At 56.2% G+C, this 6,781-nt stretch carries 3 protein-coding genes; all 3 read left to right on the forward strand.

Features of this window, described 5'->3' with window-relative positions:
- The first annotated feature begins 109 nt into the window (after positions 1–109).
- The gene (locus tag N5A93_RS19280) at positions 110–1,438 is read left to right on the forward strand and encodes a recombinase family protein (RefSeq protein WP_268956723.1); all 1,329 of its coding nucleotides are present in this window, start codon (positions 110–112) and stop codon (positions 1,436–1,438) included.
- A gap of 453 nt (positions 1,439–1,891) precedes the next feature.
- Positions 1,892–3,025: a Fic family protein gene (locus N5A93_RS19285; RefSeq protein WP_268956721.1), complete on the forward strand. Its 1,134-nt coding sequence runs from the start codon at positions 1,892–1,894 to the stop codon at positions 3,023–3,025.
- A gap of 375 nt (positions 3,026–3,400) precedes the next feature.
- Entirely contained in the window at positions 3,401–6,700 is a 3,300-nt protein-coding gene (locus tag N5A93_RS19290; protein WP_268956722.1) for a DEAD/DEAH box helicase family protein, read from the forward strand.
- The last annotated feature ends 81 nt before the right edge of the window (positions 6,701–6,781 follow it).

Below are 6,781 nucleotides of genomic sequence, written 5' to 3' on the forward strand. Positions count from 1 at the left end.
GCCCCAACATGGCCATCGGCGGCATGACACCCGCCATGAAGCTGAAAACAGCCGCCTGAATTCTACGGCTGAACCCCATCAAAAATGGGGGGATTACCAGATCAACGAGTTGCATGTCGGCCTCAAGGGCACGATGAACCAGCTGTTCCTCAAGGACCTTGCCAACAAGACACGGCGCGGCCTGCGCGGGCGCGTTGAAACCGGTCGTTCTGGAGGCGGCAAGTCCTATGGGTATGATGTGGTGCGCCGGCTGGGCGATGATGGCGAGATGGTCACCGGCGAGCGCACCATCAATGACCGCGAGGCACAGATCATCCGGAAGATTTTTAGAGAGTTCAGCGAGGGGCACTCCCCCAAGGCGATTGCACGCAAACTGAACGAAGACCAGGTGCCCGGTCCCCGGGGCCGGATGTGGCGCGATACCGCGATCCGCGGGCACCGAGCGCGCGGAACAGGGATCTTGAACAATGAGCTTTATATCGGGCGTATGATCTGGAACCGCCTGCGCTACATCAAAGACCCTTCGACCGGGAAACGGGTATCTCGGCAGAACCCGGAGTCTGAGTGGGTGATCACCGACGTGCCCGAGCTGCGCATCGTCGATGATGCGCTCTGGGCTGCCGTGAAGCGCCGTCAGGGCGAGATCGACAGCAGTCCACGCGTCCAGGGCATCAAGAAAAGCCGCTTCTGGGAGCGGCGGCGCAAGACACATCTGTTGACCGGTCTTCTTCAATGCGGCTGCTGCGGGGGCGGCTTTGCCGCCGTGGGGCGCGACTATGTCGCCTGCTCCTTGGCGCGCAAACTCCATACCTGCGAGCAAACAAAGTCGTTCAAGCGCGGCGTCCTCGAAGCCGCCGTGCTCGATCTGTTGAAGGACCGTCTCATGCAACCCGATGCCGTCGCCGAGTTCGTGACGGCCTTCACGAAGGAAGCAAACGGGCAGCGCAATGCTCAGGAGGCCGACCGGCAACATGTGCAAAAGGACCGCGACACGCTCGCCGAGAAGCTCAACGGGCTTTACGACGCCGTGGCGAATGGGCTGCGTACCGATGGATTGCTCCAGCGGCTAGAGCAGATGGAGGCCGATCTGCGCACGCTGGACGAGGTACTCGAGGCCCCGGCCCCGCCACCAGTGCGTTTACATCCCAACCTGTCTGAGCACTATCGCAGTAAGGTGCGCGCCCTCGCGGAGACCTTGTCGGACCCTGAGGTCCGCACGGCAGCCCTCGACATCATCCGGGGCTTGATCGAGCGGGTGATCGTCACTGTCGATGCAGATGGCCAAGTTTTACTGGAACTTCACGGTGCCATTACCGCGATGATCGAAGCCGCTCAGCCTGGTGTGCTGAATGACGTCGATCATTGTTCGGTAAAAGTGGTTGCGGGAGGGGGCGTTGGACAAGCTCGTACCGATCGACAGATTGCAATATCTGTCTAACTGCCGCCCAGCGCCGTAACAACAAAATCAACAAAGAGGACCCACTTATTACGAATTTTGCCGTCCATGTGTTGGACGTGACCGGATTAAGCCGCTTAAAGCCGTACAACTCATTATGATTGCTTGACTAATTTTGATCTCGATCTTGGACGGCGCCGGACGATGTAAGAGAACGTTTGACGTACATCCCCTACTAATCCCCTACTAATTGCTCTTCCCAGAGTGTTACAGGCGTCGGACGCCGTGATGCCTGCCGCCTTAAACTCTTGTGACTCACTTGGGGCACAACCCGATTCACAAGGCGCCCTGACGCTAGCGAGCGCTACACAAACCCTCTTGCGGCTCACGTGGATCTAAAAATGATTTACAAGTTGGCTTGTGTAGCGTAGATGAATCGCAACTGACTTTCTAGCTCAGAAGAGCCCAGACAACAAACACAAGACTAGGGATAGTATGCGGCTACCGTTAGAACGCTACAACTTCGACACAAACATCGACTACCATTATGGTCAGTTTCCGCCAGCGTCGCTCGACTACGAGCGTCTTTTCGTACCTATGGGTGATGCACGAGCAGCGCTGGCGCGATATGACCAGACTTTAAAAAACCTGCACAACAGCGATTTCCTTGTCACGCCGCTACGGGGCCAGGAGGCTGTTGTTTCGTCAAGGATGGAAGGGACTATCTCAACAATTGACGAAGTCCTACGATACGAAGCCGACTCTTCAGACGACGACGGCCCATCGGACGTTCGCCTTGATACCCTTGAAGTTGCACTCTACTCCGCCGCACTGAAGCGAGCTCAGAGGAATATCGTAGAGGGGTATCCTATCAGCGAACACCTAATCCGCTCAGCTCACTCAACCCTCCTGGGTATGGGGCGAGGCGCATCAAAGAATCCTGGAGAATACAAGACTGAGCAAAATTACATAGGAGACGATACGCGCAAGGAGGTCTACTTCACCCCAATTTCACCGGAGCAACTACCGCCTGCTATGTCGCGACTGGTAGAATTCATCAACGATGAGAACATTCCACCTTTGCTCAGTGTGGCTCTGGCGCATGTTGAATTTGAAGCATTGCATCCATTCAACGATGGTAACGGAAGAATCGGCAGAATGCTGATCACCCTATCACTCTGGAAAAAAGGCCTAATAGAGGAACCACATTTCTATGTCAGCGCCTACTTTGAGGAAAACAAGCGAGAATACATAGAAAGAATGCGGTCAGTCTCTGCGTCGGGAGACTGGACTGGGTGGTGCGAGTTTTTTTTCCAAGCGATCGCAGCGCAAGCTGAACAGAACCTTGCGATATCAATCGCAATCTCTGAGCTCTACGAAGAAATGAAAACCGTCTTCAGGGAAACGTTGAACTCACAATGGGCTCCTGTGGCGCAGGACTTCATCTTCAAGAACCCGATATTTCGCAATGGCCGTTTCACCGGCCGAAGTGGCATACCGCGCCCGACAGCAGTCCGCTTGTCGCGCGCTCTGGTTGATGCCGGTTTGCTGATAGAACTTGAACCCTCTTCGGGTCGCAGATCTGCCCTGTACGCGTTCGAACCGTTAATCCGACTTGTGCGCTCGTAACAGCGGTTCGATCGGCGCAAACGCGACAATGATTGGAGGCCATCTCCTTTGCCGTCTGAGGTGAACTACGTTTGGCGCTTGCCACGCATTGCCCCGTCCTAACAAACCGTACAAACCCCCAAGCACGGGCCGTGCTGTTGGGAGGCGGTAGGCCGCTCCCGGTCCACCCTCTCTCGCGAGCTAACTTGGCCCCCGGGGAGCGAATGCAGAAAGCAGAGGCTCGACACGAGGTTGGCCGAAAAGATTCATTGCCCAAGGCTAGAAAGACCAGCCATAGTCTAAGAAACTCGCTCTACATGGTACTAGCTATTGTTTTCGCTCCCGAATTGGCTCCGTTCGAAGCCACAGAACATTGACCAGCCTAAGGTTACTCGGTTGGCCGAGGCCGACCTCGCGTCTGCGCCCAAGGTCGGGACCAATATCGACCGACCTGTCATTGACCTCTACAGGCCGCACATCACGTCTGGCGACTGCCTTATCGTGACTGGCTATCAAGACTTCCTTTCTTCGCTCGCTGTCCTGATGAAAGAGGTCAAGGAGCTAAAATACCCTAACACAGACCCAGACATCCGCATTCGGATATCGTTCGGTATCGATACGGGTAACTCTCGACGGTTGGCAAAGCCGAGACCTGTGACTGAAGAAATGAAGCTGTATTGGCTGGAGAAGTCCGGCCTGCAGGTCGAGGACGACGACGACCTGCTCGCGGTGCTGGCAAAGCGGGCGATTCAAACTGGCAAGATTGAGCTTCGCATCTTTGACCCTGTGCTGGCCCAGACCCGCTTGGGGATCAACGGGGATCGTCGGATGCATTCCAAGATTGTGAGTTCACCAATAGGCGCGGTGGCGGGCTCAGCGAACTTTTCTCGCTCGGGGCTCTACAGCAATATTGAGTATGCAGATGGGCTCGACGCTGGATCGCATGAGCTTCAGCTTGAGCGCACCCGAGCGGCTGAACAGATTTGGGACGTTTCGGCTGATTGGACTGCAGAAGCGCTCAAGATCCTAGATAGGCTGATAAAGCCTGCCACGGCAGAAGACGCCATGGCTCGGATGATCGCGGAGCAGAAGGGATTTGAGCCCTGGCTCACAGGCGGTCGCCGGGAGATCACCGGTCACACCCTCTATGAATACCAACAGGAGCTGACCTATGAGGCCTGCTCTATCACGTACGATAACGGTATCGCATTCGTAGAAGCGCCTACAGGCTCGGGTAAAACCGAGATCGGATGCCACCTCGCCGAGGCCTTATCGGAAACCTTTTCTCGGGTTATTCCACGCTCTCCTGTGCACGGAGTCGCCAGGAAGAACGCGGCTGTCATCGCGCCGCCGAAGGTCATCCCGAGCTGGGAAAAGCACTCCACGAACTCTTTGGAGGCCATACCAAACACCAGTCTTTCAAAGAAGTGCTTGAGAGGAGCTGGCGACGACAACGGGACCGGTCTGAGACTCGATCAGTTCGGCATACTCATCATCGACGAAAGCCATACTGTTACGCCCGGCTTCGAACAGGCATCCCAGATGGCTGCAGCGGTCGAGCTCGCACCACCAAGCTGGAATGTCTGCTTATCTGCCACGCTGCTGGGCAATCGTGATGTCGACTGGCTTACCCATATGCAGGAAAAGCGCGCCTCTATCTTCATGACCCCAGACTACATCCAGGCCATGGGTGAGCTGTTCGACCGCGAAATACAAAGTTCGCCTGATATTTTCGATCAGAAGGCACCACTTGCTGTCCTATCCGAACCGGAAACCGCTCTTTCACGGCAGGCCCGCACGGAACTCTCTGAGCTGATTTCGCCCTTTCTAGCGCGCCGCCAGCGCCGATGCATTGGCGAGGACGAGGATCGCTCCAAGCATGGCTATCCCAAGCTTGCCAATCATGGGCGACCCAAAACACTAAAGCTCACGAAACCTCAGAGAGCACGCCTCGACGAAATCGTGGCACTCTGCAATGACCTCGCGCCCGGCGGGCGGGTTACGGCAGTTGAGAAGAGCCGTTTCGGCCACGTCAAAACGCAGCAGAGTACTCAGGATCAGCTTCATATCCGAAACCTGCTGAACATACTTCGTGTGAACGCAGCGCAGGCAGCTTGGGAGATGTCTCACGGCGTTATCGGGAAATGGCTGCGGGAATTTGAGCAAGGCTCCAAGAAGGGGAGTAGAGCGCCGCACCCAGGTCAGTCCGACATGTTCGGTCTTCTTGGCGTCGACGCGCTGGCGGCACCCGAGAAGTGTGACGCTCTAGCCCAAAAGCTCAACTCGCGTTCTCTACGCGAGGTTGACCAAAAGCGGTACGAAGCCTGCCACCGCATCCAGCAACAGATGGACCGGGTTGTCTTCCTCGCAGAGCGCACAGACACGCTCGAAATCTTCGCTGAAGCGCTGTCACGCCGTGGTCACCACACGAACTTCGTTGTGGGCAACCAGACGAAGGGTGATGAGAGGGCAGTGAAGGCCATCTTTGGCAACAGACCGGATGGCTTTCGACGGATCACGCACGGCAAGTCTGTAGAGTCCTACTTTCGTCCTGGCGGGAAGAACGCGCCGGAAGGGCCAGCATCGGTCTTCTTAACCTACAAGATGGCCGAGGGTATCAACCTCCAGTCAGCCGATACGCTTGTTCTGCTTGGGGTGACCTCCAACCTCAAGGAACTCATCCAGGGATTGGGGCGCATCGACCGCATCGACAGTCAATTTGGGGTTGTGAACTATCACCTTGTCGATATTCCGGTTGGTCAGTTTGCGTCAGATGAGAAGGTGACCAACCGCATCGAGAACTATCGAACACTTGCTGGCGAAGAACTAATTGACGCTGTGCAGGAGGTTGGCTCGGACGACACCGAAGTTATTTTGGAAAGCGTGACCAGATACCTCGGATCGGCCAGGCGCTTGCGAGACAACAACTTCCACGACGTTCTAGCTCGGACCAAAGAGACGATCTCTCCGGAGCGTTACGGCCTCATCAGCAAGGCAAAAATCGAAGGTACGTGGGGCGCTGAATTGGCGCTCCTGTCCGCTAGAGAGAGCTTCACCGCGCTGCATCTAAAGGGCGTCGACAAGCCGACCAACTTCTTCCCTCCGCGTTTGCTGCTGCTACGCCCTTCTCAGAATGGCCTGACTTTGGAGCGTGGTCAGCTGGCCTGCGCTACGACCCTTGATTCAGCATACGAGCGGACGAGAAGCCTGGGCATGGAACAGACCAGGATGACAGAGGAGGATCTGGCAAGCGCGCTTGAGACCGTCTCTGGCCAACTTGGAGTGCTTGCGGAATGGGACCTACGCCCGGCACGCGTTGAAAGCTTGATGAAAGCGTGCGCTGAGTTCATGAGCCAGCGGGGCGACAAGAACCACGATGATCAAGAGCTGTTCGGGCACCTATCCCTCCCCTCCATCGAAATGATCTGTGAGTCTTGGAGCAGGCTGCTAGATCCCTTCTGGGAGCAAGCCAAGCAAGAGGTGCGGGACAGCTTCGCCTACGAGGACCTGCCGAAGGGATACATCGCGATCCAAGCAATTCTGCAGAAGCTTGAAAATGACGTTCGACACGCTGACGAGGTACACCGAAAGATGTCCAAGGTGATCGAGGAAGCAGAGCTTCTGTCGAGGGATCATGAACCGGAGATCGGCCGACGGGTTTCAGTCGTGTTCTTCTCCGTGTACGTCGTCAGATAATTTGGGACGCTTGAGCGGTTTTCGGATTGGAGGCTCTGGCCCATCCTTGATTGAGATTATGCGGTTTCAGTTTCGTGGCGC

Source organism: Roseovarius salincola (assembly GCF_026891095.1).
GTDB classification, from domain to species: domain Bacteria; phylum Pseudomonadota; class Alphaproteobacteria; order Rhodobacterales; family Rhodobacteraceae; genus Roseovarius; species Roseovarius salincola.

Excerpts from the sequence above, each read along its gene's own strand:
- N5A93_RS19285 (WP_268956721.1), top strand. The coding sequence starts at position 1,892 with ATGCGGCTACCGTTAGAACGCTACAACTTCGACACAAACATCGACTAC.